Origin of the sequence: Stella humosa (assembly GCF_006738645.1) — a bacterium.
In the GTDB taxonomy this organism is placed as follows: domain Bacteria; phylum Pseudomonadota; class Alphaproteobacteria; order ATCC43930; family Allostellaceae; genus Allostella; species Allostella humosa.
The window spans coordinates 314,699-341,211 of the sequence record NZ_AP019700.1 but is presented as its reverse complement, the minus strand read 5'-3'; the positions used below and the strand labels follow the sequence as shown (position 1 = coordinate 341,211).

Annotated in this window: 22 protein-coding genes and 1 tRNA gene; 15 read left to right on the top strand and 8 right to left on the bottom strand. The window is 63.4% G+C overall.

The window, feature by feature from the left end:
• The first annotated feature begins 312 nt into the window (after positions 1 to 312).
• From STVA_RS01600 to STVA_RS01585, 4 genes are all read left to right on the top strand, one after another.
• On the top strand, positions 313 to 1,143 hold the full coding sequence (locus tag STVA_RS01600; protein WP_245978592.1) for a DUF429 domain-containing protein: 831 nt from the start codon (positions 313 to 315) through the stop codon (positions 1,141 to 1,143).
• Positions 1,136 to 2,722: a hypothetical protein gene (locus STVA_RS01595; protein ID WP_123695419.1), complete on the top strand. Its 1,587-nt coding sequence runs from the start codon at positions 1,136 to 1,138 to the stop codon at positions 2,720 to 2,722. Before STVA_RS01600 ends, STVA_RS01595 begins: the two co-directional genes overlap by 8 nt.
• Complete coding sequence (locus STVA_RS01590) at positions 2,719 to 5,187, top strand: phospholipase D-like domain-containing protein (protein WP_142235610.1); 2,469 nt, start codon at positions 2,719 to 2,721, stop codon at positions 5,185 to 5,187. Before STVA_RS01595 ends, STVA_RS01590 begins: the two co-directional genes overlap by 4 nt.
• 1,160 nt (positions 5,188 to 6,347) lie before the next feature.
• Positions 6,348 to 7,414, top strand: a protein-coding gene (locus STVA_RS01585; RefSeq protein ID WP_420822820.1) for an IS630 family transposase whose coding sequence is annotated in 2 segments (ribosomal slippage) — positions 6,348 to 6,840 and positions 6,840 to 7,414 — 1,068 coding nt in all. Because the reading frame shifts where the segments join, the coding sequence is not laid out codon by codon here.
• Positions 7,415 to 7,677: 263 nt separating this feature from the next.
• Here STVA_RS01585 and STVA_RS01580 read toward each other — a convergent pair.
• The 3 genes from STVA_RS01580 to STVA_RS28640 all read right to left on the bottom strand — a co-directional run bounded on the left by STVA_RS01580 (position 7,678) and on the right by STVA_RS28640 (position 10,740).
• The gene (locus STVA_RS01580; protein ID WP_142235609.1) at positions 7,678 to 8,424 is read right to left on the bottom strand and encodes a trypsin-like serine peptidase; all 747 of its coding nucleotides are present in this window, start codon (positions 8,422 to 8,424) and stop codon (positions 7,678 to 7,680) included.
• 625 nt (positions 8,425 to 9,049) lie between these two features.
• The gene (locus STVA_RS01575; RefSeq protein ID WP_142235608.1) at positions 9,050 to 9,895 is read right to left on the bottom strand and encodes a M12 family metallopeptidase; all 846 of its coding nucleotides are present in this window, start codon (positions 9,893 to 9,895) and stop codon (positions 9,050 to 9,052) included.
• Positions 9,892 to 10,740, bottom strand: a complete 849-nt coding sequence (locus STVA_RS28640) for a hypothetical protein (RefSeq protein ID WP_245978590.1) — start codon at positions 10,738 to 10,740, stop codon at positions 9,892 to 9,894. The genes STVA_RS01575 and STVA_RS28640 overlap by 4 nt, the downstream gene beginning before the upstream one ends.
• 262 nt (positions 10,741 to 11,002) lie before the next feature.
• Here STVA_RS28640 and STVA_RS01560 point away from each other — a divergent pair.
• The 3 genes from STVA_RS01560 to STVA_RS01550 all read left to right on the top strand — a co-directional run bounded on the left by STVA_RS01560 (position 11,003) and on the right by STVA_RS01550 (position 16,675).
• Positions 11,003 to 12,069 (top strand): IS630 family transposase gene (locus tag STVA_RS01560; RefSeq protein WP_420822806.1). Its coding sequence is split into 2 segments (ribosomal slippage): positions 11,003 to 11,551 and positions 11,554 to 12,069, totalling 1,065 coding nucleotides; the frame shifts between segments, so codons are not numbered across the junction.
• A gap of 413 nt (positions 12,070 to 12,482) precedes the next feature.
• Positions 12,483 to 14,798, top strand: a complete 2,316-nt coding sequence (locus STVA_RS01555) for an AAA family ATPase (protein WP_123687703.1) — start codon at positions 12,483 to 12,485, stop codon at positions 14,796 to 14,798.
• On the top strand, positions 14,795 to 16,675 hold the full coding sequence (locus tag STVA_RS01550; RefSeq protein WP_123687702.1) for a UvrD-helicase domain-containing protein: 1,881 nt from the start codon (positions 14,795 to 14,797) through the stop codon (positions 16,673 to 16,675). Before STVA_RS01555 ends, STVA_RS01550 begins: the two co-directional genes overlap by 4 nt.
• Positions 16,676 to 17,013: 338 nt before the next feature.
• Here the strand turns inward: STVA_RS01550 and STVA_RS01545 are convergent, their stop codons facing one another.
• The 4 genes from STVA_RS01545 to STVA_RS01530 form a co-directional block, all read right to left on the bottom strand.
• Positions 17,014 to 17,841 carry a hypothetical protein gene (locus STVA_RS01545; protein WP_245978113.1) on the bottom strand — a complete coding sequence of 276 codons (828 nt, stop codon included), beginning with the start codon at positions 17,839 to 17,841 and terminating at the stop codon, positions 17,014 to 17,016.
• A gap of 164 nt (positions 17,842 to 18,005) precedes the next feature.
• Positions 18,006 to 18,404, bottom strand: coding sequence for a hypothetical protein (locus STVA_RS01540; RefSeq protein ID WP_123687701.1), 399 nt, complete (start codon positions 18,402 to 18,404; stop codon positions 18,006 to 18,008).
• Positions 18,404 to 18,778, bottom strand: a complete 375-nt coding sequence (locus STVA_RS01535) for a DUF3768 domain-containing protein (protein WP_123687700.1) — start codon at positions 18,776 to 18,778, stop codon at positions 18,404 to 18,406. Before STVA_RS01535 ends, STVA_RS01540 begins: the two co-directional genes overlap by 1 nt.
• A gap of 257 nt (positions 18,779 to 19,035) precedes the next feature.
• Positions 19,036 to 19,689 carry a hypothetical protein gene (locus STVA_RS01530; RefSeq protein ID WP_123687699.1) on the bottom strand — a complete coding sequence of 218 codons (654 nt, stop codon included), beginning with the start codon at positions 19,687 to 19,689 and terminating at the stop codon, positions 19,036 to 19,038.
• Between the two features lie 235 nt (positions 19,690 to 19,924).
• On the opposite strand from STVA_RS01530, the gene STVA_RS01525 reads away from it, so the two are divergent.
• The 8 genes from STVA_RS01525 to STVA_RS28490 all read left to right on the top strand — a co-directional run bounded on the left by STVA_RS01525 (position 19,925) and on the right by STVA_RS28490 (position 26,436).
• Positions 19,925 to 21,112: a hypothetical protein gene (locus STVA_RS01525; RefSeq protein ID WP_123687698.1), complete on the top strand. Its 1,188-nt coding sequence runs from the start codon at positions 19,925 to 19,927 to the stop codon at positions 21,110 to 21,112.
• Positions 21,109 to 22,818, top strand: a complete 1,710-nt coding sequence (locus STVA_RS01520) for a type IV secretory system conjugative DNA transfer family protein (RefSeq protein ID WP_123687697.1) — start codon at positions 21,109 to 21,111, stop codon at positions 22,816 to 22,818. Before STVA_RS01525 ends, STVA_RS01520 begins: the two co-directional genes overlap by 4 nt.
• Entirely contained in the window at positions 22,815 to 23,114 is a 300-nt protein-coding gene (locus tag STVA_RS01515) for a hypothetical protein (RefSeq protein ID WP_123687696.1), read from the top strand. Before STVA_RS01520 ends, STVA_RS01515 begins: the two co-directional genes overlap by 4 nt.
• Complete coding sequence (locus STVA_RS01510) at positions 23,111 to 23,596, top strand: hypothetical protein (RefSeq protein WP_123687695.1); 486 nt, start codon at positions 23,111 to 23,113, stop codon at positions 23,594 to 23,596. The genes STVA_RS01515 and STVA_RS01510 overlap by 4 nt, the downstream gene beginning before the upstream one ends.
• Positions 23,593 to 24,045 carry a hypothetical protein gene (locus tag STVA_RS01505; RefSeq protein ID WP_123687694.1) on the top strand — a complete coding sequence of 151 codons (453 nt, stop codon included), beginning with the start codon at positions 23,593 to 23,595 and terminating at the stop codon, positions 24,043 to 24,045. Before STVA_RS01510 ends, STVA_RS01505 begins: the two co-directional genes overlap by 4 nt.
• Before the next feature lie 4 nt (positions 24,046 to 24,049).
• Entirely contained in the window at positions 24,050 to 24,466 is a 417-nt protein-coding gene (locus STVA_RS01500; RefSeq protein ID WP_123687693.1) for a hypothetical protein, read from the top strand.
• A gap of 102 nt (positions 24,467 to 24,568) precedes the next feature.
• On the top strand, positions 24,569 to 24,880 hold the full coding sequence (locus tag STVA_RS01495; protein ID WP_123687692.1) for a hypothetical protein: 312 nt from the start codon (positions 24,569 to 24,571) through the stop codon (positions 24,878 to 24,880).
• Entirely contained in the window at positions 24,877 to 26,436 is a 1,560-nt protein-coding gene (locus STVA_RS28490) for a recombinase family protein (protein WP_123687710.1), read from the top strand. Before STVA_RS01495 ends, STVA_RS28490 begins: the two co-directional genes overlap by 4 nt.
• Here STVA_RS28490 and STVA_RS01485 read toward each other — a convergent pair.
• Positions 26,393 to 26,468 (bottom strand) — tRNA-Ile (locus tag STVA_RS01485). The genes STVA_RS28490 and STVA_RS01485 overlap by 44 nt on opposite strands.
• Positions 26,469 to 26,513 lie beyond the last annotated feature (45 nt).

Genomic DNA, 26,513 nt, shown 5'->3' with positions numbered 1-26,513 from the left:
CACAAGGAAACCGGGCCGAAGGCCGCCATAGCATTCAAGAAACTTCGGGGCCGGATGGTCCCGGCCGTCTTGAAAGGGCTGCTCCAGCCCTCGCGCGCGGTGATCGTCACCGGATGGCCGAAACAGCGATCAGCAGCTCCGTGAGAAAAGCGATTGGCGCCCCCTGCACGACCGCGCCGGATGCGCTGAGCGGGGAACAAAAACCTCGAACTTTTTCTGCACTTTGGCTATCGTTCTGCTATGAAGATTCTTGGTATTGATTTTACGAGCAGACCCTCTCGGCGAAAGCCCATCACTTGTATTCACTGCACGTTGGACGCCGACGCCCTGCGCACGCAGTCCTTCGAGGAGTGGAAAAGCTTCGAAGTCTTCGAATCTGCACTCGCTATGCCCGGCGCATGGGTGGCCGGGATCGACTTTCCTTTTGGCCAAGCCCGCCGCTTCATCGAGACCATTGGCTGGCCGTCTACCTGGGCAGCATACGTCCACCATGCGGGCCAACTTGGCCGCACCGGTTTTCGCGAGGCGCTGAACCGGTATAAAGAGAACCGGATCGCTGGCGACAAGGAGCATCGCCGCGCGACTGACGAGGCTGCGGGTTCGGTAAGCCCGCAGAAACTCTACGGAGTGCCCGTGGGGCTGATGTTCTTCGAGGGCGCCCCGCGCCTGCTGGCCGCGGGGGTGAGCATTCCCCACCTGCACTGCGGCGATCCGCAGCGTATCGCCGTAGAAGCCTATCCTGGCGTGCTCGCCCGCCAGCACATCGGTCGCCGCAGCTACAAGAACGACACAAGGAAAAAGCAAACCGTCGATCAGCACGAGGCGCGCCGCGATCTGCTGCAAGCCCTCCGCGAGGAAGCGCCACGGCGCTACGGGTTCAGCATAGTAGCGCCGGGCGACCTTTGCGACGACCCCGGCGCCGATCATATCGACGCTCTGCTCTGCGCTGTGCAGGCAGCGTGGGCATGGCGACAGCGCGGTGAGCGCTTCGGTGCCCCCGAGACGGTCGATCAGCTGGAAGGATGGATCGCAAACCCGCACCTAGCCGTCACCGTACCCCGGCGCGGTCATGGCCCATCCCCGCATGAGATCGATAGGAAACACAAGGGATCGCGTTCCGAGAGGGTTTTCGCAGATGGCTGATGAGGTGCGCCCAACCATAAATTACCCGGTGTGGACCGAGTATAGAAAGAAGAACGGCCTCGATCCGCTGGGTATGCAAAATAGCAGCGTCAGCCTGTACCAGACATTCCTTCCCGGTATCAGCAACGTGACGCTTCGGATGCGTTACTACGGACTATACGCTTGGCTCTGCCGGGCCTACGCGCAGAAGATCGGCGACACCAACCCCGAATCCTGGAAGCGTTGCATCCGCCGCGCGGAAGCCCTCTATGCGCTCATCGCCTACCGGCACGGCCGCGAGGGCGGTGTCGCCGGTATCGAATGGGCGCAGAAGATTCTGGACTCGAACCTGAGCGGGTCAATCGAATTTGCGCAGGCGGCGGAGCCCGGCAGCGAGAACTACTACCTGAAGCAGGCCTGGGGCGCCTATGGCGCAGCCTATCGCAGCCAGCTGTTCGAGATCGGAATCTTCGATCCATCGAACGACCACGAAGTTCCGTTGCCCAGCAAGGAGATCGGCGAACGCCTGGCAACCGTATTCGAGGCTAGCGTGGGTGAGCTGGCGAGTTTGTTCTATGACATCGTGCAACGCGGCAGCGTCACGGATGACGAGCTCCACGAACTCCGTCCCCTCGCTCCCTCCGAGATTGCACTCTCGGGTGAAGAGCGTGATCTCTATCAGGAGATCCTGCTCGGAGCCTCCGATGCGACCGACGGCCGAGCGGGCGCTCGTCGCGACAGCATCCTGCTTATCCTGAAAATCGCGGTCTTGCTCGGACGCGCCCCCAACCCCGAGGAAGTACGCTGGATCCTTTTCGCTGGCTGCGATCAGAAGGGCCGCGCGCTCGATCTCGGATCGCCCGCGCTCAAGGCGCAAAGACAGCTTTGGTGGATCTATCACGCAAACGATCTCTGCCACGTCGCCTACGAGACACTGCTCAAATTCACCCTCGATACTCTCGCCGACTACCCGGCCGGCATCGCTTTGTCGCGGCTTATCCCGCTGTGCGTGGAGAAAATACTGATGACGGTACCGGTGAGGCCAACACATTGGACCGCTTTCGTCGATGCCTCGATGCCCGCTTCGAACTCATATGCAGCGGATGACGATGGCTCAGAGTTCTCAATCTCCACTGCCATCATGAGGCGCGCCGGGAGGAACGACGCGAGCGTTTGTGCACCGGAGATCGCCTGGAATGCGGTGAGGCTTCTCGCTATCCTTCATAGGCGGGTACGCGACGAAGACCGCGACATCGCCACCGTCCTGGGCCGCTTCAATCCGGAAGCCTTTCACTCCCTTCTGACGGAAGCCCGCTTCCTCGAAGCACACCGGGGCGAGACATTCGAAGCGCTGCTGGCAAGACTTCTGGAAGAGCGCATAGTGCAGCGCCACTTGTGGGTCGCCCTGCAAAAACTCCGCGCCGGAGATTACACGTTCCTGATCGAGCGGGACGAAGGGAAGCTCAGGCTGCGTGGGAAAGATGGACCAGTCTTCACGAACCCGCGCCTCGGCCCCGCCATCACATTCCTTAAAGACATTCACCTGATCGGCGACCAAGGGCTCACTGAATACGGCGCAGCGGCGGCGGGTGTCGCATGAAGCTCTATGAACGTTTCGCCGACAAGGAATTCCACACGAGCGTCGCGACCAGTTTCGGGATCGATTTTGATGCCTATGAGAACATCGTGCTCCCGCGCCTCCGTGGCGCCGGGTGTCGCAATAATCTCGTACTCGCCGACGGACGCATGCTCACTCATGCACTTTGCGAGTCATCTGCGCTGCCCAGCCATGCGGGACGCCTCTACACGATCAACGGAATCGGGGCGCCGGGGGTGTTCCATCCAAAGCTTTTTTTGCAAGTGGGCCGCCGCCGTGGGCGCCTCATCGTCAGTTCGGCGAACCTGACGACGCCAGGCCTGGGCGGAAACCTCGAACTCGCCGGTATGGTCCTGTCCGACGAACCGGGTTCGGGCGAACAGCAACTCGTCGCAGCGGGATGGCGATACCTGTCCCGCTTTCTGGATGGGGATCAGCAGGCGACCGCGGCCCAGGTCGACTGGATGCTCACACGGGCACCATGGCTCGCCAAGGTCTCCCCGGCGAGCGGCCCGGTCGGGCTCGCGGACGGTACGCTCGCCGCCCTCCTGACTACCGGAGAGACTTCGGGTATCGGCCAGCGCTTTGCCGAACTGGTGGACGAACCCGTCGAGCGTCTGATCGTCATCAGCCCGTACTGGGACCCCAATCTGGCTGCGCTTGCATACCTGACCGAGCGCCTCTCGCCTGGCGACATCTCGATTCTTATCGATCCCGTGTGCACCACCTTCCCGAAGTGGGCACTCGGCAACGTTCAGGGTGTGCAGCTTTACGACCGCGGTGACTTCCGCAAAGGCCGCTTCATCCACGCGAAAGCCGTCATCGCACAGACGGCGACCGCCGATCATGTGCTGGTCGGCAGCGCGAATTGCACGCTGCCTGCGCTTGGCAATGCTGATTTCGCCGGATCGAACGAAGAGGCGTGCCTCTATCGCTGCCTCCCGCCCGGCTCCATGGCTGATGCGCTTGGCCTCGGCGAGATTCTGACGAGCGAGCGGCAACTCGATCCCGCGATTCTACCGGACCTGGAGCTCGATGGGGAATTGCCGATGGGCGAGCTGGCGGCTCTTAACCCAGGCAAGTTCGAGTGCCGCGTCGATACGCTCACTTGGCACCCCACCAATGCTTTCCATCCGGCGGAGTGCAGCATCACTCTCCTCGATCAACTCGGAAGGCCAATGCCCTGTCGTCTCTTGCTGCTCGCCAGCGGCGGCGACACTCAGCGGTTCGAGATTGGCGAAACACAGGAGCGCCCTGCATTCGCGCGGGTTCAGCACGAGGATGGGCGGACCTCCGCGCCATCGATTGTCACGCTAATCGATCGCCTGCGTGCGGTCGTCAGAGAAACTTCCTCCCGTCAAGTCGACAGCGCACTACGCCAATTGGACAACGAGACCGAAGCGAGCCTGATGCTTCTCGACGTGCTGGGCCTTCTCGAGCGGATCGAACGGGGTGAGCGGACGGACAAAGAACCTATTTCGATCCCGAAGGCGCGCGAGGGCGAGGAAGGCGGTGCTTCCGCGTACAAGACGCTCAGCTACGAGCAGTTCATCGCCGGGCGAAGGCCGCGCACGGAACACCAGCTCCCCCACAATAGCCTGGCCGGAAGCGACGTTTCCATTGTGCGCAGTTTCCTCAACCGGTTGATCGGCCTGGACGCCAACGAACAAGACTATGAAGAGGGCCAGTCTCCCGTGCCGGCCAGCGCGTTCGATCTCGGCGATGAGACCGGCGATGGCCAGGCTGCGCTCGATGCCGGCGAAGAATTCGACACTCAGAAGTCACGGCACGAGGAAGAAGAGCGCGAGCGGGCGGAGCATCGAAGAGCCGCGGCGGCGAAAATAGCGACGAAGAGGCAGATCGTTACAGCCGTATCTGCCTTCAGCGACCGGATCAGCGAACGCAGGAAATGCGGCGCACTCGACAATCACGACGTCATCCGCTTGCGAGCGCTGCTGATGATCGTTTGTACGGCCGCCCTTCCGGCCGCTTCTGCGAAAGATTCTAAATTCAAGGAATCGCGACTGCAGGTTCTGCCGCCGGAGGGCGACCCGGACAGCTGGCCGATCGTGATCGGCCGCACGCTCTTCGAGCTTTTCAGCGGGAAAACGCCGGGCATACGCCACCTCTACCTGACCGGAGAACACGACCAGATTCCCGACGACATCTTGGAATGCTGGGCGACTTGTTACTGGTGCTTGCAGGCCTGCCTCACAGTACCGGTCACGCCCCGTGAACGGAAGCGCCTCACCCAATACGTCAAGCCGCCCGCCCAGCTCGCTTATCTCTTGACGCTGCCGACCAAGGCCGAACTACTGAGCCCGAACGTGCTCGGCGTCATGAGCGCGATGAGCGACGCTTATGGGAAACGGCTGGGGATAGAAGAGAAGACCATTGCGCGCGCGCACCGAGCGATGGTGGAAGCGCTGTTTCCGGCACCCGCCCTCCGCCGGTCCGCTGTGGTCTAGGACGACAACCCTGCGGCAACCCGGCAGTGGGATCTGGGAGAACGCGCCAGTCGGAGAGATGCCACCCGTCTTGGTCCATGAGCAGCAGGGCACTGGCACTGGTGCGACGCATCCAAGGACGCTCCTTGGTCGCGGGTCCAGCGGCGAGACGCTGGTCGTCGGTCCAGGGGCACGAACTGCCCCCAGGTCGAAGCCGGTGCCGACACACCGGTCGTGGTCCAGGGGCGCGAAAGCCCCTGGCGCAAGTCCAGGCGGCGCACGCCTGGCCCGGAGGTTGTCAGGGGCGCGGGATCGCCCCTTGGCTCGATGGGTCCAGGGAGAGCGAAGTCTCCTTGGGTCATGGGGGTATCGGGGGAGCACGAAGGCGCCCCTGGTTGGTGGTGCAGCGGACCAGACCGGTGCATTGGTGCGGAGCCGGCTCGATGCCGGCGGAGCGCCAACGGCCGGGAGGGATCCAACGGGAGGCGCGCAGCGGGCCTCCCTTGGCAAGATGCGCTGTATTACAGCGCACATCTTGCGCGTAGCGTCTGCCCAAGCCTTTCCAGATGAACCCGGCGACCGCAGACGTTCATGAACCGAACCACGCGCCGGCCGGAACCGCCTCCGTCCCGCCCTCTCCCGGACCGATGAGGCAGCCTCCTCGCCGCCCTTCACCGTGCCACCGATCCAGGCGGATCCAACCGCCATGTGGCTGGTCGACCGGATCATGCCCAGCGCCTCCTCCATATGCCAGCCGGACGTGGCGACGTCATCAATGACGATGACGGGGCCGTCCGATGGCTGGTGCCAGGCGAGCGGCGGCAGGCGGCGGAACTCCGTCGGATGGCTGCTGCCGGTAACCGCCCGGTCGACGAAGAGCTGCATAAAGGGCAGTTCCAGCCAGGCGGCGACCAGGCGCGCCAGCGCATGCCCCAGCTGTCGGGGCTGCGGCTGTGGCCGCCGGCGATGCACGTCACCAACACCAGCCGCGGCCGGGTACCAGCGGCGTTCCCACCGTGGCCAAGACATCGTGAGCCGCCGTCCCGCAGCAGTGGCGAGATCGCAGTCCCTTCTCTTCCTTGAAAGCGCTCATACCAAGTCCGGCGTGAGGTGACTCACGAAGGGGATTCCGCTGGGGTCGGAGCTCTGATTCAAGGATGGCGAACTGTATGGAGTTCGCCATGGCTGCACCGATCGGGCTGCGCGGAGACTATGATGGAGCGGCGCTTCGAGGACTGGCGAAGCGCTCGAAGGAGGCGGGCCAGGCCCGGCGTCTGTTGGCTCTGTCGGCGATCTATGACGGCGGTAGCCGGGGCGATGCAGCCAAGTTGGGCGGGGTCGGCTTGCAGACGGTGCGGGACTGGGTGCTGGCGTTCAACGCCGACGGTCCGGATGGCCTGATCGACCGCAAGGCTGGCGGCCCCTCTTCGAAGCTGTCGGCCGAGCAATGGGCGGAGGTGGCCAGGTTGGTCGAGGCCGGCCCGATCCCGGCGGTGCATGGGGTGGTGCGCTGGCGCCTGATTGATCTGGCGCAGTGGATCCACGAGACCTTCGGGGTCAGCCTGTCGAAGCAGACGATGAGCGAGCGGCTGCGGGCGATGGGCTACCGCAAGCTGTCGGCTCGGCCGCGCCACCATGCCCAGGACCCGCAAGCCGGGGAGACGTTCAAAAAAAGTTCCCCGCGCTCCTGGCGCGCCTCGCGCGCGCGAAAGCCGCCGAAGCCCCAGGCGGGATAGAGGTCTGGTTCCAGGACGACGCCAGGGTCGGGCAGAAGAATGGCATCACCCGGCGCTGGGCTCGCCGCGGCACCCGGCCGAGCGCACCGCATGACCAGCGCACGAAGTCCGCCTACATCTTCGGCGCGATCTGTCCGGCCGCGGGCAAGGGCGCGGCCCTCGTCCTGCCGCGCTGCAACGTGCCGTCCATGCAACTCCACTTGGCCGAGATCAGCCGCACCGTCGCTCCCGGCGCCCACGCCCTGCTCTTGATGGATCAGGCTGGATGCCACCTCTCCGACCGGCTCGTCGTCCCGGCCAATATCACGATCGTGCCGCTGCCAGCCAAGTCACCGGAGTTGAACCCGGTCGAGAACGTCTGGCAGTTCATGCGCGACAACTGGCTCTCGAACCGCGTCTTCCGATCCTACAACGACATCCTCGACCACTGCGCCCACGCCTGGAACAAGCTCGTCGACCAGCCATGGAAGATCATGTCGATCGGTCTCCGGGCGTGGGCACATCGGTCATGAACAGCCGGACTTGGTATCAGGTCGTCGTAGCGGCTTGCGGTGCCTAGGGACCGGACGATGATGAAGGCAACAGCATTTCGTTGCCGGAGGCCGGGCCGGCCGCTCAGATCCTCCGAAAGATCCACGGCGACGATCCCGCGATCGCCGCGCTAAAGGACTGTACTTTCACATCGTTGGCTATCCAGCCTCAGTGCGATACAGCTGGCGCTTTCTTCGAGATCAGAATCGCATTCAGGACCGTCACGTCCGCACCAATTGCCGCCTCACTCAGTTTTTTCAGGCATGAATGTCCCATAGTTAATCGCAGGCCACGAACCCACGCCACAACGCGGAAGCGGCGCTGGACGGTCAAGGCCTGCGACGTGCACGCCTATAATTGCGGGCCGGTTGTCTTGGATTGCAAGAATCGGACTACCCGACATCTGCTTTTCCGTCTCACAATTGTGCCCGATACTTCCAGCACTAGCGCCGACTATCCGGCACGGAGTCGAGAAGGTTGCAGTAGCCGCGGAGAACAGGCCGTCATAGTGATTTGCGCTTGCAGCCCCGTTAAGAGCAAGCACAATTGGATTAATTCCGAATATATATATTGGATCTAGTGTATTCAGCGCACCAATACGTCCAACTACTAAGCCCACATCGTCTTTAAGTGGTCCGGCATCCGCCAAGGGAATTAGCGCCAAATCTGTTTCTTTGGGATAAATCCAACCCTTCACATCTTCTTCTATAGAGATTTCGGCTGACATTCCATTGAGCGCATTGAATTTCAGATTTTGCACAGACACGACTTGCTTTTTGTTTGCCCCGATGTCTCTCTCACTGCGGGCAATACAATGTGCGGCCGTGGCTAACATTCTCTGTCTTGATCCAGGAAAGCGAACAATAGAAGCGGTGCAAGCTGTCTGCGCCCCTACGAGCAGACCCACACTACTTATCACGCTCTCAAGAAAATCTTCACCAAATAGATTCCTGAACGGCCGCGTATGCGCGTACTCAGAAAGCAGCTGCAAGCAATTCTCTTTGTAATCATCGAATAATCCTCTCAACGTTTCGTCTACATTAGTAGATATGTGGGACAGAAAAGAGAAATATTCAACACTAAGGCGCCCGATTCTATGTTCGGTCAATTTTTTTACAATTTTGTCACACCGCAATAGTTGTTTCCTCTGAATCAGCGCCTCTCTCCAGAAATCCGGCCTACTTGCGGATGCGACGGGAGCACATAGTTCTTTATTAGTATCTATCGCTTTTCGGCTCACCTCCAATACGTTTCGGTTCGCATGAAATCGGATTACATTTTGATTAGATTTTGCGTCCTTACTTACGCCTGATACGTCAAGAGAAATCCGCAAACTTTCGTTAATACCTGAAGGCATGAAAACTTTGCGCGGGGAATCGTCATTCGGTGCTTCGGCGGACCTACAAGCACCACCGCATCCTGCCGGCGAAGGTGGAAAATGAAAGTTTCCGTATAGGCAACTCAACCCATCCGAACAGCCCGCGGGACTGTCAAGTCGCCCGTCACGCTGGGAATAGGCCGTCGAGGGAGATCCCGCAAGCAGCGCTACCACAACGCACCACGAGTAGGCTTTCATTTTTCCAACCTCCGGCAGATCGCAACATATTCGGGGCAAGTTATAGCGGAAGTCCAGTTTGGATATCTGGATAAAGTGCCCCGATGACTATTTTGTCATTTGCCGATAAATCGTTGTTCCAGCCAACAACATCAGCAGATTCACTCACTAATTCAGCGGGAATGGGATAGTGCATTATAGAATGCCTGTCATATTCCCCTCCGTTGATCTGGCCCAAATCGTACTTCGCAAAAATATTCTTATCTACGTCTTCCTTTTCCCATCCTAAATTTTTATAATAAGCGTACACTTTCTCTTTTTTCCACGATATTTCTCCGTGGGGATGCTGTTGTTCGTGAACCAGCGAAAGAGCATGGCCAAATTCATGAAGGGTTGTCCGACTAAACTCACTATCCTGTGTATTTCTGTCAAACCATCCAAAATTCATTGAGGGAATTCCTTTTTTTGCAAAATATCTGCTATCTGTTCCTACATAACTCCAAGATCCTCCCTTGGAGAAAGACGCCAGTATATCCGGATCTCCGCGCCCAAATTTTAATCTCATTCCCATAAACTGTTCCCACTCTTTTGCAAATTTTATTATTTTATCCTCGAATGGGACCGTCTCAGTAAAGTCTACAGATAGAATTCGACGCTTTGGGTGCCATTTCTTCTGAGAAAGAGATATTGCCTCAGCGTCTTTATTGGTGGAATTTACGGGCTTATTGTTTGGATTTTCTTCGGTCGATATTCTATTCGCCAGATTTACATCAGCCAGGATGAGTTCCGTACAGATGTGGAGTGCATCAGTTTGGATACTTTGCGCGCTTCCTATACGCGCGCTGCAGAGACAGGAGGCGGTCGCCGCCGCTGCCCCCGATACGAACAACCGTCGCGTCAGCATCATCGCCTCCGTTCGTTCCCCAGGCATGCTTGCACAACGAACGCAAAATTGACAACTACCGCGCGCGCCATCGACGTAGCGCCCACTCCACCGCGGCCATGGCCTGGATCAGCTCGTCCTTGACGCCAGCGACAACGAGTGCAGCCCACGTATCGTTCGGCTGCGGGCGGAGCTGCGCCTACGGAAAGGCGGTTCCGCCCGGCATGTACCAAGTCAGCCGGCGTCCGTCTCCGTCGGGCTCCCAGAAGCTCGCCGCGCCCCTCGCCGATCGTGGCGAGTCCAGCGGCCGTCGCGCTGAACGTGCCGATCAGCCAGTCGCGGAGCAGCGCCTTGGCGCACTCGCCTGGCAAGCTGCCGGTCTCCGCCAGAGCCTGCGCGGGAAGCGCCGCCGCCAGCTGGGCGGTGAACCGGGCGGCGATGTCGTCGCCGTCGCCATCGTCGAACGTACGCATCACCATTCCCTCGCGAGCATGATGGTGAGCACTCGGCAGGTGCGGTTCGGGCCGGTCGGATCGTCGGAACCGCCGTCGAGCGTACGGTTGTAGTAGTCGATCTTCCAGACGACGCGGCCGGTCATGAAGGTCGACCGAAGCAGGTCGTTGAGACCGGAGATCGTGAGACGCAGGCTCATCGCGCACCTCGTTCTCATTTGGGTACAGCGTGAAGCCGTCGGCGATGATCTGCGTGCCATGCAGACGGATATAAAGGGAGCCGTCGTCTCTCAGCCAGGCTACGCCGATCCGCTCGAAGCTGGTGTTCTCGCCGTGGACGACCTTCGTCTTGGCGATGTGGGTGGGCTGCTGTTTGCCAGTGGGGCTCGCCCGCTCCTGGATGTGATTGTTGGTCATGGTGCTTTCCTTTCGTTGCTAGGCTGGATCAGTCCTGCCGATGCGCCGAAAGAGGCGGTCCGATGAAGCCCGCGTGTCATGGCCTACACGGGAGCGAAGCGAATGGAGCGGGCCGGCCATTGACGCGGGGGCGCGGCCTGCCACTCTGCGCATCCTGTCGGCCGGATGGTTTATACCAAGTCCGGCGTGAGGTGACTCACGAAGGGGATTCCGCTGGGGTCGGAGTTCTGATTCAAGGATGGCGAACGGTATGGAGTTCGCCATGGCTGCACCGATCGGGCTGCGCGGAGACTATGACGGAGCGGCGCTTCGGGGATTGGCAAAGCGTTCGAAGGACGCCGGCCAGGCCCGGCGGCTATTGGCGCTGTCGGCGATCTATGACGGCGGTAGCCGGAGCGATGCAGCCAAGCTGGGCGGTGTCGGCTTGCAGACGGTGCGGGACTGGGTGCTGGCGTTCAACGCCGACGGTCCGGATGGCCTGATCGACCGCAAGGCTGGCGGCGCATCCTCGAAGCTGTCGGCCGAGCAATGGGCGGAGGTGGCCCGGCTGGTCGAGGCTGGCCCGATCCCGGCCGTGCACGGCGTCGTCCGCTGGCGGCTGATCGACCTCGCGCAATGGATCCACGAGACTTTCGGGGTCAGCCTGTCGAAGCAGACGATGAGCGACCGGCTTCGGGCGATGGGCTACCGCAAGCTGTCGGCCCGGCCGCGTCACCATGCCCAGGACCCGCAAGCCGGGGAGGCATTCAAAAAAACTTTCCCGCGCTCCTGGCGCGCCTCGCGCGCAAGAAGGCTGCCGAAGCCCCAGGAGGGATAGAGGTCTGGTTCCAGGACGAAGCCCGTGTAGGCCAGAAGAACGGCATCACCCGGCGCTGGGCCCGGCGCGGCACCCGGCCGAGCGCGCCGCACGACCAGCGCACCAAGTCGGCCTACATCTTCGGCGCGATCTGTCCGGCCGAGGGCAAGGGCGCGGCCCTCGTCCTGCCGCGCTGCAACGTGCCGTCCATGCAACTCCATCTGGCGGAGATCAGCCGCACCGTCGCTCCCGGCGCCCATGCCCTGCTCTTGATGGACCAGGCTGGATGGCACCTCTCCGAGCGGCTTGTCGTCCCGGCCAACATCACGATCGTGCCGCTACCAGCCAAGTCGCCGGAGCTGAACCCGGTCGAGAACGTCTGGCAGTTCATGCGCGACAACTGGCTCTCGAACCGCGTCTTCCAATCCTACGACGACATCCTCGACCACTGCGCCCACGCCTGGAACAAGCTCGTCGACCAGCCATGGAAGATCATGTCCATCGGTCTCCGGGCGTGGGCACATCGGTCATGAACAGCCGGACTTGGTATTAGCCTGCGGCGAAAATCTTGAAGGGCCGAAGTCGCGCTGCGCGGGCCAGTTCGCAAAGCGCCAAACCCGCAGCGCCTTTCGGCTTGGCGCAGGCGACCGGCAGCAGTTGTGAGCCCGCTAGATGCCTGACTACGAGCCCGATGACCTTGTTCTCCCAAGCGGCCATTGTCGATCCTGCCGGCACCCATTGCCTTCGGGCACACGGATTGTCCGCCTCATTTCGACGATAGGCGCCGGTGGCAGGAGCACACGAGATATGGATGACGTCAGTCGCTTATTTGTGTAGCGTGCCCAATCCTATATACTGGTGGTTGATTTGATAGATATACGCTCCCGGCGACATGAGGCCGGCAATAACTGATGTATCATTAAAGGCCAGCCCGAGGGGGCAACGCATGCTTATAAAATTTGTGGAGATTTCAAACTTCCGAAAGCTGTTGTCAGTACGCATTGACCTTACGGCGAAGCAAAGTCTGTTCGTCGGCGCCAATAACAGCGGCAAGAGCTCTGCAATGCTCGCCCTGCGGCGTTTTCTAGTACCGAGAAAATGCCCTTTCGAACTTCATGACATTACACTTTGCCATTGGCCCGCAATTGATCGGATTGGTCAGAATTGGATCGATGCCAAACAGGCCGATGAGCTGGTTGAACTGACGCTTGAGCCGTGGCTGTCGCTCCTCCCCACGCTTGATCTTTGGCTCGACGTCGATGCCGGTGAGATGCACCACGTTCGCGATCTAATTCCAACGCTCGATTGGGAAGGCGGTCTGCTCGGCGTGCGCCTCCGCTACGAGCCCGCCGACCTCGGTAACCTCTACAAGGATTTCCTGGCTTCAGTCGCCGATGCGCATGCACTGCGTGTGGCCGCGACGCAGGCGCACGCCGCCAAGATTGCGGCCGATGGTCAAGAGACACCGCAACCTAAGCTTACGCTGTGGCCGTCGACGCTTGTGGATTACCTGAGCCGTCGACTGCCCAAAAGCTTTACTATCCGCGCGTTCACTCTGGATCCTTCGCAACTCCGGTCTCCCCTCAATGGCCAGGCGCGTCCGCAGCTGCTGCCGGCCGCCTCGCTCAGCCTGGAGGGCGAACCCTTCAAGGGCCTCGTGCGAATCCACGATATCCCGGCGCAGCGCGGGTTCGGCGAAGAAGCACCACGTGACGAGGATGAGGACGCACCGGCCGGAGCGCCGGGCAGCCGGCTCTCCAGTCAACTCCGCAGCTACTACTCCAAGCACCTCGATCCGAGCAAAGGGCCGGATGTGAAGGATTTGGGAGCGCTGCAGGCGATCGAAGCGGCACAGGACGCATTTGACCTGAAGCTCACCGAGAGCTTTGAAGCGGCGTTCAGCGAAGTTGAAGGCATGGGCTATCCCGGCGTTACCGACCCCAAGCCAAAAGTGTCGACGCGACTTAAGGCGATCGACGGCCTCAACCACTCGTCGGCGGTGACCTTCGTGGTCGACGTGGCGCCGGCCGCAGGCGAAGCGGCGGTGCCAGTGCTTCGACTACCCGAAAACAACAACGGCCTGGGCTATCAGAACCTCATATCAATGATATTCCGGCTGATGAGCTTCCGGGATTCATGGATGCGTGTCGGCAAAGCTGGAAGCGCCGATCCCACAGCCGTGATTGAGCCGCTGCATCTCGTTCTTGTCGAGGAACCCGAGGCGCATCTGCATGCACAGGTCCAGCAGGTCTTTATCAACAAGGCCTATGAGGTGCTTCGAGCCCATCCTGACCTGAAGAACACGGCGCTCCGCCGTACCCAACTCGTGGTCAGCACGCATTCGAGCCATGTCGCACACGAAGTGCCGTACGAGTGCCTACGCTATTTCAGGCGCTTGCCCGCCGGAATGGCTGCGCCGATCCCAGTCTCTACGGTCATCAACCTCTCTGACGTATTCGGCGCGGACAAGGAGACGGCTCGGTTTGTGACACGGTATCTGCGCGCGCAGCACGCCGACCTATTCTTCGCCGATGCTGCGATCCTCGTCGAAGGGCCGGCGGAGCGCATGATCGTACCGAACTTCATCCGGCAAAAGTTCGCGGCGCTCAGCAAGAGCTATGTGACTCTGCTCGAAATCGGCGGCAGCCATGCTCACCGCCTTCGCCCTCTAATCGACCATCTCGGCTTGCTGACGCTGATCATAACCGACCTCGACAGCCTGGCGGTCGGCACGACAACAGCGGCCCCACCTGCCCCGGGCGCTGGCCAGACCACGAATAATACCTCCCTGCAAGTATGGGTGCCGGCAGAGGCTGGTGTCGATGCGCTGTGGGCAGCAACCCCTGCGCAGCGAACGATCGAGGCTGACCAGCTGTACGCCGTTCGCGCCGCTTACCAGATGCCAGTGCAGGTAGTGCTGCCGGGTGCCGCAGCGCCCGCAACGGCCTATCCGTATACGTTCGAAGATGCTCTGGCGTTCGAGAACCTCACGTTCTTCGCTGCCCTCGAAGGCACGGGATTGATTGCGAAGTTTCGCGGCGCCATCGCCGCCGGCGGCGGTACTGCTGCGATCGGTCAGGCAATGTTCGATGCCCTCAGAACCGGCAAAAAGGCCGAGTTCGCACTCGACGTTCTTGACGCTGAGGGGTTCGAAACGTTGACCGTGCCGGGCTACATCGCTGAGGGGCTGACCTGGCTACAGGAACGGCTCAAGAAGAAGCAAATCGAGATTTTGCCCCCAGTTGCCGGGGGGGTGGCATGACGGGCGTCATTGCAGATGATGTGTTCGATGCGGAAGCCGACGAGATCATCCGTGGCTGTCTCGATCTCACGGCCGTGCGCAGCTTCTTCCTCTATGCGGGTGCCGGGTCGGGCAAGACACGCTCACTAGTCCAGGCCGTGCGCGATCTATGCCGGCGCCAGGGCCGCCAGTTGACGCTGACCGGTCAGAAGGTCGCGGTTATCACCTACACGAACGCCGCCTGCGATGAGATCCTCCAGCGGTTGGAATTCGATCCTCGCGTGGATGTATCGACGATCCACGCCTTCGCTTGGTCGCTCATTCGCGGCTACGATGCGGACATTCGCCGGTGGCTCGACGCGAACCTGCTCGCTGAGATCGCCGAACTTGAGGACAAACAAGCTAGAGGACGAGCTAGCAAGGCATCAGTCGAGCGAGCGCAGTCTATTGAGAGCAAGACCCGCCGTCGGCAGGGCCTCCCAGCCATCACCAGATTCGTCTACAGCCCGACCGGTGACAATCGCACACGCGATTCTCTCAACCACGCCGAAGTTATCGCAATGACCGCGGAATTTCTGACGTCGAAGCCGGGCCTGCGTCGGCTTTTGGTCGCTCGATACCCGGTGTTGCTGATTGATGAGAGCCAGGACACTGCGAGGCGCTTGATGGACGCGCTGCTGGGCGTCCAAGTTGCCTTTCCCACCCAGTTCTGCCTGGGCTTGTTCGGCGACACCATGCAGCGCATCTACGCTGACGGTAAGGTCGGATTGGCCGAAGCCATCCCCGAGGCCTGGGCGCGGCCCCGCAAGGCGATGAATCACCGCTGCCCAAAGCGAGTGATCACACTCATCAACAAGATCCGAGCCGAAGCTGACGGGCAAGCACAACGGCCGCGCAGCAATGCGCAGGAGGGAACCGTTCGGCTGTTCCTGTCACCTGAAGCCGTGCCTAGCAAATCGGCTCTTGAAGCGTCGGCAGCTGCGAGAATGGCTGAGCTGACTGGCGACGAAGCTTGGCTTCCTGGTCGGGATGGCGTGAAGACGCTGGCGCTTGAGCACCTGATGTCGGCACGACGGTTTGGATTCGAACGCTTCTTCGGACCGTTATATCGCTACGAGCCAATGCGTACCGGACTGCTCGGCGGCAACGGAAGTGGCCTCGGCTTTTTCACCCGCGAGCTACTGCCACTGGCCAACGCACTGGTGGTTGGCGACCGCTTTGCGATTGCATCAGCGATCCGCCGGAGCTCACCGCTGCTCGATCGTCAGAGGCTGGCAACGGCCGGTCAACAGCAGCAGGCGGAACTGGCGCGCGCGAAAGCCGCCTGCGACGGACTGAGGGCGCTGCTCGTTGCCGCGGAACCTCCGAGCTTGCGCGCGCTCCTTCGGCATGTCGCGGAGACCAATCTCTTCGTCATTCCCGATGTACTACAGCCGTTCGTCCCGGATGTGCCTGCAGATGGTGCCGACGCCGAAGATGACGATGCGAGCACCGAAGGGGGAGCTTGGCGTCGGGCACTGGACGCGCCATTTTCCGAGATTGAAAGGTATGACCGCTACGTCCGGGGAGTGTCCCAATTCGACACCCACCAAGGGGTGAAGGGCCGCGAGTTTGACCGAGTCATGGTGGTGATTAGCGACGATGAAGCCGGCGGCTTCTTGTTCAGCTACGGTAAGCTCATCGGAACCAAGGCAAAAACTCGGACCGACATCGAGAACGAAACTGCCGGTAACGACACAAGCATCGACCGCACCCGCCGTCTATTCTACGTCACCTGCAGCCGAGCGGAGAAGAGCCTAGCCATTGTCTACTACTCCGATAACCCCGGCCTGGCACGAGCCAACCTCATCGAGCGTGGATGGTTCACCGATGGGGAAATCGAGGTCATGCCGGCTTAGAGCCAAATAGCTTCGCAAAACGCAGCGCATCACCTCGAGTCTCGTGCCTATCCGCTCGCCGCTATCTGCCGGATGCCGGCCAGGCGATCGCGCAGGTGCTTGGCGGGCAGGCCGCCTTCAAAGCTGATCACGCAATGATCGCCACCAACCTCTACCGGGACCTGCCAAGCGGCTGCGACCGGGAAGACCTGATGCCAAGGGCTCAGCTGTACCTGTGAGGAGGCGCGCGCCCGTTCGCTCACTTCGCTGTTACGCCCCGCGATTCCTGGCGGGACATGCCTGAACGGCCCTATCTTGATCTGCCTGCTACGAGCGGGTGAGCCGGCGCACCGAAGCGATTACTTCAGGGCGTAGATACCGACCGCGAGGCCGACGACCCCGATCACTAGCGAGATCACCTTGTTGTCGGCGACCCAGGCCAAGCCAGTTCGCAGGCTGCCGCCGTGCATCTGCCACCAACTCGTATTAGTGAGCAGCTGCTTATTTTGGGCCCGCTCAGAGATATTAGCGAGCACGTCGACCTTGCGCAGCGTTGACTGGTGGAGCCCGACATAATTGCCGGCGATGAACGCTTGGGCTTCCTGGGCACCGGTCATCATGTCGCGGGGCTGAATCTGGTTCTTTTCGATCAGTTTCTCAAGGCGAGGGTGGCCGATATAGGCCACGCCATAGATGTCGATCAGAATGCGGGATAGGTCGAACTTTTTTGCGTCGTCGATCAGCACCGGGGTTCCGCCACGCACCTGGTAGCGGTGGTCAATAGCGGCGAATCCGTAATTAATGTCGCGCATATTCCAATGCAGATACTTCATACCGCGATGTGTACCCAGGTGATGATAGTATGCATCCAGCATCTGCCGCTCGAGTTCGTCATAGCGCACCTTGATGTCGGCGAACGGCACCTTCAAGCGCTCGGCCACTTGATGGATGGAGAAGGAGTGCGTCTGAGCACTGTCAAGACTGCGCACGGCGAGAGACGTGATGCGCGGTGATGCACCGTTCGGCCGATCGTAAAAGCTTTCGCAAGAATAGTGGATTATCCATACGTTCGAACGATCGGTGAAGAGGCTATTGAGACTCTGGCGCGCTTCTTTCTGCCGCTTCGGGTTGGGCGCGGTCTTAGGTTTCCTATTTTTGCGCGTCCCGCCCGGCACGTCAGTGGCCACTTACTTTGCCACCACGAAATTAGTCTGGGCCGGAATGATTGTTACTTCTTCTGTCATTGTCCGCTCTCAATCGTTCTATTCACTAGAATCCAGATACTGGACGCCCTTTTCGAACGGATCGAACTGGGCGCGTAGGTCCATCCGAAGAACCATATCAGAAGTCGCTACATGCTGGTGAGCCTCGCCACCGCCCACTCTGCCGCACCCATCGCCTCGATCAGTTCGTCCTTGACGCCGGCGACGACCATGGCGGCCCATGTCCCGTTCGGCTGCGGATAGAGCCGTGCCAGCGGACAGGCGATGCCGGTCGGCATGTACCAGACCAGCCGGTGTCCGGCGCCATCGGGCTCCCACAGCAGCGCGCCGCGCCCCTCGACCGGCGAGGCTATCGCGAACGCAGCCGCGTTGAAGGTGCCGAGCATCCAGTCGCCGAGCAGCGCCTTGGTGCGCTCGTCGGGGAGGCTTCCCGTCTCCGCCAGAGCCTGCGCCATCAGCGCAGTCTCCAGTTGGCCAGCGAACCGTTCGGCGAGATCGGCGCCGTCCGCGTCATCGAAGGTGCGCATCACCACTCCTTCGCCAGCATGATGGTCAGCACCCGGCAGGTGCGCTTGGGATCGGCCGGATCCTCGCTGCCGCCGTCGAGCATCGGGTTGTAGTAGTCGATCTTCCAGAGGACGCGGCCGGCGCCCGGTTGGTCGAAGTTGCCGAAGTCGTGCTCGCCGTGGGGATCGTTCTTCGGGCAGAAGGCATCGAACGTCCGCACCTTGGTCAGGATTTCCGACTGCGTCTCCGCGGGCAGTGCGCGGATGCCGTCGGTCAGAACGACGCGCCCGGTCATGAAGGTGGTTCGCAGCAGGTCGTTCAGCCCCGGGATGGTGAGGCGGTGGCCGGTATCGCTTGTCTCGGATACGGGATCGGGATGGTTGTCGTTGGTCATGGTGTCGTCCTTTCGTCGATGGGCTGGACCATCCAGCCGATGCGCCGAAAGAGCCGGGCCGACCTGAGCCCGGACGTCATGGCCAACACGGGAGCGAAGCGAATGGAGCGGGCGGGCCATTGATGTCCGGGCGCGGCCCGGCACCCTGGCGCATCATCACGGGCTGGATGGTCCAGCCCATCGACGAAAGGCCCATTGGCCAACACGGGTGCCGTCCCCTGCTTCCGGCATGGACGTGCGATCCGGTGCCGCGCGCCCTACAGCGGGTCCTCAGCCAGGTCGCGCAGCAGCAGGTCGAGCAAGGTGCCGCCCGACAGGAACTCGCGCTCATTCGGATCGAACAGGCCGTTCTCGCGCTTGCGGCTGTGGTTCTGCACGGTCCCGACCACGGTGCGGTGGATGAGCCGCTCCCGGAACAGCATGATCGGCCCGATGTCCTTCTCGCCGCGGATGCCGATGGCCTCGTAGAAGGCATGGACGGCATCGATCACCACGTAGGCTTCGGCGCGTCCCTCGGGCGGCAAAGCGTCGACCAGCGGACAGCTGCGGCATTCCCGGCGCTTGCGGTTGCCGAGCCGGTAGTTGCGCGCGCAGGTCTCGTTCCCGGCGCAGCGCCCGAGCCGGTCGAAGTAAACCGCTCGGAGCAGCGGCTCGAACTCCGGCATGGGCGTGCGGATCACCGCGCGGTTGGTGCCGTGCCAGCGGTTGAAGGCGGGCTTGAGCAGGCGCTTGCGCAAGGCGATGTAGACCCCGCGCACGGTCTTGGCCGTCAGGCCGGTCGAGCGGGCGGCGAGTTGGACGCCGAGCCCCTGGCAGAAGCAGTAGACGAGCCGCATCAAGGTCATCTCGTCGAACTTCGCCCCGGCCCGGAACTGGTTGGCGCGCCCGGCGGCGGCGGTGCGCTTGGCCATCCCCTCCCCCCTAAAATGCCCCTGCGCTTGAATCTCTTGCAGCTCAATAGGTTGGCAGGGCGCTCGCGGAACTCTGCTTCCACAACTGATTAGACCGGCCCGGCCCCCTCCTTGGCAGGAGTTGACCACCCGGCTACATCCTAAATCGACCGACTTCCCAATCCCCTTCGCCGCTTCGAGGCGATCCGATCCATCGGCGGGAATCCGCCCGCGATGGATCGGAAGGGGAACCACGATGTCGGACCATCGCAACGATCTCAAGGACGAGACCTCGTCGGTGACGAGGTTCGTCCGCTTCTGCATCCTGCTGGCCCACCTGGGCTCGGCCATCCTGAGCGGGGCCAGCGCCTGGCTCTTCTTCGACCACCAGGAGACGGGCGGCGCCGTCGCCTTCGTGGTCGCGCTGCTGATCGGCGTCATGACCTATGCCGCGCTGGCGAGCTTCTCGGCGGCGGCGGTGCGCATCCTGCCGCGGCTTGGCCAGGAGAATGCGGCGCTGGCCGGCGCCATCGCCGGCGGCGGCCTGGTCGCCATCCTGGCGGTCTCCGGCACGTCGAACGCCACCTTCCTCGCCCATGCCGAGGCCCGCGCGCTGGAACGGCAGTCGGTGCTGGCGGCGGCCGAAGCCGCCTTCGCGTCCGTCCAGACCGCGCTGCGCCAGCTGGAGCAGGTGCTGCCGATCCTGGCGACCGGCAAGGAGACGGCGGCCCGTCTCAAGGACCATGAGGAGCGCCGCGGCCAGACCGGTGCCGGCCGCGGCCCGGTCTACCGCGAGATGCTGGTGCAGGAGAGCCGGCTCGCCGGCGCCGAGGAAGGCGTGCGCGAAGTGGTGAAGGCGGCCGACGGCAAGGTTCGCGCCGGCCAGCAGACGCTGGAGAGCCTGCGCGCCGCCCTCTCCGACCCGGAGATGGGCGAGCGCGACCGGGTGCGCGCGGTCGAGAACGCGCTGACCCGCCTCGCCAGCGTCGTGATCGAGCTGCGCCAGCAGCTGCCGATCGCGTCGCTGAAGGCGACGGCCAACATGCTGGCGGCCCCCGTGGTGGCGGCCGGCTACTCGACGGTGCCGGAGACGCGGCGGGTGCAGGACGAGACCATGCGCCGCCTGCATCGCGAGTTCGAGCCGATCGGCATCGCGCTCCGCCAGGCGGTGACCGACCTGGAGGACCGGCAGCCGAAGCCGGTGCCGACCTACCGCCACCTGTCGCCGACGGCGGTCGTGTTCCGCCATGCCGGCGAGCTGGCCTGGATCATCGCGCTCGGCTACGCGCTCGACCTGCTGCCCTACCTTGCCGTCGGCCTGATCCTGCTGGCGCACGCCCAGGGCCGCGGCGGCGCGCCCGGCGACGGCGGCAGCGGTGGTGGTGGCCCGGGCTCGTACCTGCCCGCGCCGCGCGTGCCCGTCCGCCTGCGGGCCGTCCAATGAGCACGGTGCCGGTCCGCACGGCGACGGGGCCGATCAACGGCAACCTCGCCGTCGCGGTGGCGGCCGCAGCCATCGGCTGGTGGCTGTGGCCCGCCCCGGACGCGCCCTGGCAGCAGGCGGCGATGGCGGGGGCGGCGGCGCTGTGCGCTGCCGCCTGCCTCGCCCGGGGCCTGGTCCTCCTCGTCCGCGACTATCGCCTGCGCCGCGACCTTGCCCGCGCCGAGGCCATCACCAGCGACCACGGCACGGCGCGGGAAGCGACCTGGGACGAGATTCGCGCCCGCGGCATGGACATGCCGGCCAGCGGCAACTTCCTCGGCCTGTATCAGGGGCAACGGCCGGTGTTCGCGCCGGCCGACGTCCCGTTCTCCCTCGCGATCATGCCGCCGGGGGGTGGAAAGACCAGCCGGCTGGTCGTCGGCTCGATCCTGCACCAGGCGCAGACGGGCAAGTCGCTGGCGATCTCCGACCCCAAGCAGGAGCTGGGGCCGATGCTGGCGCCGACGCTGCGCCAGCTGGGCTTCGAGGTCTGGTGCGTCAACCCCGCCGGCCGCTACCTCGACCGCTGCGGCAATGTCGAGCTCAACCCCTACCAGGCGGTGCTCGACGCCCTCTATGCCGAGGACGAGGCGCGCCTCGACGCGATCAAGCGCGCGGGCGACCTGGCCGAGCTGCACCTGCCCGAGAAGGGCGGCGACGACAAGAACCTCTACTTCCGCGCCGGCTCGCGCCGCTGCATCGCCGTCGCCATCCTCTACTTCGGCCTGACGGCCCCCGCCCGCTGCACGCCGTCCGACGTGTTCGCCCTGCTCAACGATCCCGGCCGGCTGATGCAGGCGCTGCGCTGGATCCGCCGGCACCTGGAGACGGCGGTCCCGCACGACCCGATCGTCGCCTTCCTCAAGACCGAGGCCGCCAACCTCCTGCACCGCGCCGACAAGAACGAGGAGAACTTCGCCTCCTTCCTCGAAGGCGCCACCCAGGTCCTGCTGACCTTCAACCAGGGCGGCCGGCTGGGCGGCTATGGCCGCACCGCCGATCGCAACATCGCCGAACTGCGCTGGCGTCCGATCATCCTCTTCATGATGGCGCCGCTCAGCCACACCCGCGAGTTCGCGCCGCTGATCTCGCTCTTCAACTACAACCTGATCGCCGCCTGCAAGGACCGGCCGACCGGCCATAAGGTGCACATCGTCGGCGAGGAGGCGTTGAACTACCGCTTCGCCGACCTCGTCTCCGACCTGGAGACCATGCGCGGCCTCGGCATCACGGCGGACTTCTACATCCAGTCGTTCCCCGGGCTCGTGCGCAAGTACGGGCGGGATGCCGCCGCGGCGGTCGATTCCTACGCGGGCGTGAAGGTCTATAGCGCCCTCAACAGCTTCGACCAGGCCAAGCTCGTCTCGGACCTGCTGGCCGAGGCGACCATCCGCAAGCAGGACTATTCCTTCCGCTCGGTGGTGACCGACCTTGGCGTCTCCAGCCGCGAGCTGGGGCGCCGGCTGATGACGCCGGACGAGGTTCTCGCCATGCCGCGCGGCGAGGCCTGGGTGTTCGTGCAGGGGCTGCGGCCGATGCGCCTGACGCTGGTTCACTACGGCCAGGTCGAGCCCTGGCGGGACTGGGTGCTGGACAACCCGATCGAGGGCAGGCGCCTGCGCGGCGATCCCCTCTTCCGCATCCATTATCCCCCGAGGACGTCATGACGGACGGGATGCGCCTCGATGGCGTGCCGGCGGCTCCGCCGCCGGCCAAGCCGACCCGCCCGCGCCGCGTGCCGCTGGTGCGGCTGCGTAGCCTCGTGTGGCTCGCCGTGATCGGAAGCGTGGTGGTTGCCAACTATCTGTACGGCACGCCCTACCTGCGCTTCGAATACAGCTTCACCGGCTCGAGTGAGCGCCCCGTCTATCACCGCTGCGTCTATCTCGGCTTCAACGGGTTCCGTGTCGTCACCGACGGCCACTGCCCGCCGTTCCGCCTCTTCGACGGAGGCGGGCGATGAGCCGGGGCAGCAAGGACGGCAAGCCGACGGTGGCGCCTGCCCCTACGGCCAGCTTCGGCCAGGCGAACCCGCCGGCCATGGCCCGGGCGCAGGGCCGCCCGCACATGGTCCGCCAGCTCGAAGCCGTCGACCAGCGCGTCGCATCGGTGAAGGGCCGCATGCGGCAGCACTGCGAGCGCTTCCAGGAGACCTGGGTCGCCAAGGAGGCCGTCCGCTTGTGGAAGGAGCGCGCGGAACTGGCGCTCAAGCACAAGGCGCCGGCCCAGGCGGCCGTGCGGATCCTGTCGCCCGACGACCTGCTGGCGCTGGCCCGGCGCAACGTGCGCGCCCGCATCGGCCAGCGCCTCTCCACCATCAACCGCATCGGCGAGCGCATGCGCAACACCGTCACCCGCACCCTGAAGCCGGCCTCGCCGGTCCGGGCGCCCGACGTCCAGCGCAGCTTCGCCAAGGCCCGCGACCGCAGACGGAGGATGGAATGATCGAGCTTCTCGGCAAGCTGCCAGACCAGCTGATCGGCGTCACGCTCGCCGCCGGCCTGTGGTTCGGCTTCCACTACCTGGTCCTGGCCGACCGGGCCATGGAGCGCCAGGCCGCGGCCGAGCTGGTGCCGGCCTGCGAGGCGGACGTCGCCCGCATGCAGAACCGCTCCGACGCGGTCCTGGCGCCGCTGGAGAGCCTGCGCCAGCTGCCCTTCGGGGGCCAGACCCTGGCCATGGTCCAGCAGCAGTTCCGCCTCTCCGGGATCGAGCGGCGGGCGATCTGCGAGTGCAGCGCCCGGCGCAGCCGGCAGGCGGTCCGCTTTGACTATGCCATCCACACCGCCTCGCTGCGGCTGATCGAGACCGCCTCGGTCGCCGACCTGCGAGGCGGCACGATCTCCGTGCTGCGCTCGCAGGTCTGCGGTGCCCTGCCCTGGATCAAGGGGTGAGGCCATGAAGACGACACCCCGCGTCTATCTCGACGACGGCACCTACCTGGTCAGTGCCAACCTTCTCTCCACGCCGCGGCGCTTCTACCCGATCGCCAACGTCACCGCCCGCATCCGCCGCGATCCGCTCTGGCTCGCCCTCGGCATGGCCGTATTCGCAACGCTGACCACCGCCATCTACGGCGACCTGCTGTTCCCGGGCGAGCTGCTCGTCCTGTGGGGCATCGCCGGTGCCGGCCTCCTCATCGGCCTGGGCACCGCGATCCTCCACGTCGATGCCGTCGGCCATCGTGGCGCGCTGATCGTCGCCTCCAGCTGGAAGGTCCGGGCCATCTATCGCGCCCTGCGCCAGGCGCGGATGGAGTCCGGACGCCACGATCAAGAACTCGTTCGTTCGATGGAAGGAGAACACAATGAATAGGAGCAATATTATCGATAATAGGAAAGTTTTCCTTGTATGTTCTGCATTTGTTCTATATGATGACTCGCTTTCCGTGACGGCGAGCAAGAAAGGAGGCCGGTCATGAACAACGATACTCTGACCGGTCTCGACCGGGAGTTCTCCGACGCCGGCGCGGCCGTGCCGCCGGCCCTCGAACTGGACATCGAGCGCTACCGCGCCGATCTCGCCGGCTTCGACCTGATGCCGGATCAGCAGCGCGAGCTGCTGGAGACCCTCTGGTCGATCATGCGCAGCTTCGTCGAGCTCGGCTTCACCGTGGATGTCTGTGGACAAGTGTTCGGCGACGAGGCCGGCGACGCGCCGGGTGCGGTACAATCCGCCATCACCACATCGGAGACGCCAGCAGACGGGGAGGATCGGGATTCGCCATGACGGACAGGGAGCACAAGCAGGCGGTCATCTACTGCCGCGTATCGAGCATCAAGCAGACCAAGGTCGGCGACGGACTGAACTCACAGGAGACCCGCTGCCGCGAGTTCGCGCGGATGAAGGGCTATGCCGTCATCGAGGTGTTCCGCGACGACGTCTCCGGCAGCCTCATCGACCGGCCCGGCATGAAGTCCATGCTGGCCTTCCTGCGGCGTCGCCGCGCCAAGGGCACTGTCGTCATCATCGACGACGTCTCGCGCCTGGCCCGCGGCCTCCAGGCCCACCTGGAGCTGCGTGGCGCCATCGCCAAGGCCGGCGGCAACCTGGAGTCCCCCTCCATCGAGTTCGGCGAGGACTCGGACTCGATCCTGGTCGAGAACCTGCTCGCCAGCGTCTCCCAGCACCAGCGCCAGAAGAACGGCGAGCAGGTGAAGAACCGCATGAGCGCCCGGGTCATGAACGGCTACTGGGTGTTCCAGGCGCCGGTCGGCTACAAGTACGTGACCGTGCCGGGCCGCGGGAAGATGCTGAAGCGCGACGAGCCGGCCGCCTCGGTCGTCCAGGAAGCCCTCGAAGGCTATGCCGCGGGCCACTTCGAGTCCCAGGCCGACGTGATGCGCTTCCTCCAGGACCATCCCCTCTTCCCCAAGCCGGAGACCAGCGGGCGCATCTGCAACGAGCGGGTGACGGTGCTGCTCCGGCAGTGTGTCTATGCCGGCTATGTCGAGGCGCCGAGCTTCGGCATCGAGCGGCGGCCGGGACAGCATGAGCCGCTGATCGGGGTGCGGACCTACCAGCGCATCCAGGAGCGGCTCGACGGCATCCACCGGGCGCCGATCCGCCGCAACCTCAACCAGGACTTCCCGCTGCGCGGCTTCGTCGTCTGTGCCGACTGCGGCTCGCCGCTGACGGCCTGCTGGTCGAAGGGGCGGATCCGCTCGCACCCCTACTACCACTGCCCCAAGCGCGGCTGCGAGAAGTACGGCAAGTCGATCCGGCGCGCCGACATCGAGGGCCAGTTCGAGACGCTCCTGCGCGCGCTCCAGCCGTCCGAGGCCCTGTTCAAGGTGGCCCGGTCGATGTTCGAGGATCTGTGGAACCGCCGTTCGGCGCAGGGCGAAGCCCGCGCCAAGGCGATGAAGGCCGAGCTGGCCAAGATCGAGCGCCAAGTCGCCCAGCTGCTGGAGCGCATCCTCGATGCCCGCGTGCCCAGCGTCATCGCCGCCTATGAGGAGCGCATCCGCCGGCTCGAAGAGGACAAGCTCCTGATCCAGGAGCAGATGGCTTCCGCCGGCCGTCCCGCCAGCAGCTTCTCCGACACGCTTAGAACCGCGCTCGAATTCCTCGGGAACCCTTGGAAACTCTGGCGTTCCGAGCGTCTGGAGGACCGCCGATCGGTCCTCAAACTGGCCTTCGCCGAGCGCCTCCGCTACGCGCGGGGCGAAGGCTTTAGAACCGCCACTTTATCCTTGCCCTTCAATATCTTAGGCAGGATTCCCGGTGCCGATAAGGCGATGGTGGGCCCGGCAGGATTCGAACCTGCGACAACACCGTTATGAGCGGCGCGTTCTGACCGCTGAACTACGGGCCCTGCCAAGGTCAAGACGGGTAGCGCGTCGCCACCCGCCTTGTCGAG